This is a genomic window from Xenorhabdus sp. PR6a (genome assembly GCF_028599065.1).
GTDB classification, from domain to species: Bacteria; Pseudomonadota; Gammaproteobacteria; order Enterobacterales; family Enterobacteriaceae; genus Xenorhabdus; species Xenorhabdus doucetiae.
Map to the genome: position 1 here is coordinate 1 of NZ_JAQRFJ010000175.1, position 982 is coordinate 982.

General features: G+C 46.0%; 1 protein-coding gene. It reads left to right on the forward strand.

Going from position 1 to position 982, the window contains the following annotated elements:
- Positions 1 to 982: DNA primase family protein (locus PSI15_RS18145; RefSeq protein ID WP_273584745.1), on the forward strand; the 982-nt coding region annotated here is incomplete at both ends.

A 982-nucleotide genomic window follows, 5' to 3' on the forward strand; every position in this document is an offset into this window, starting at 1 on the left:
TCCCCATCAGCCTGAACATTGGCTCATGAACCATAATGGCATTAAGTTTACCCAGCCCGCTATTGGTGAAAACCTGCCGGATCATGCCCCTGACTTTTACCGTTGGCTATCCCATGCAGCAGGTCAGAATGAAAACAAGATGAATCGCATCAAAGCAGCCTTGTTTATGATTCTGGCAAACCGTTATGACTGGCAGCTCTTTATTGAAGTGACAGGCGAAGGTGGCAGCGGCAAAAGTGTATTTACTTATATCGCTACCTTATTGGCAGGCGAACATAACACCGCCAGTGGCAATATGAGAGCGCTGGATGAAGCGAGAGGCCGTTATCAGTTTGTCGGCAAAAGCTTAATTACGTTGCCCGATCAGTTTAAATATGTCGGTGAGGGGGCGGGCATTAAAGCCATTACCGGCGGCGACCTGATTGAAATTGACGGAAAATACGAGAAGCAATTTTCAACGGTTATTAAAGCCGTGGTATTAGCCACCAATAACGAACCGATGAGCTTTACCGAACGCAATGGCGGCATTGCACGGCGGCGGGTGATATTCCCGTTTAATATTCCGGTCAAGGAATCAGAAAAAGATCCACAATTGCCGGAGAAAATCAGTCGGGAACTGCCGGTGATTATCCGTCATTTATTAAACGAATTTGCCGACCAGAATAAGGCTAAAAAACTGCTACAGGCGCAACGCGACTCGAACGAAGCGTTAACAGTGAAAAGCAATTCTGATCCGTTGTATCGCTTTTGTGGTTATCTGGTGTCCGTCAATGATGCAACTGGGATGAAGATGGGCAATAAAAATATTAGCCCACGAGCGCCGAGAATGTATTTATATCATGCTTATCTTTCTTTTATGGAGGCGCACGGCTTTGAACGTCCGCTGACACTGACTAAGTTTGGTGAATCCATCCCCAAGATTATGCTGGAATACCGGAAAGAGTATCGGAAAGTGCGAACCAAGAAAGGTTACTCTTATAAC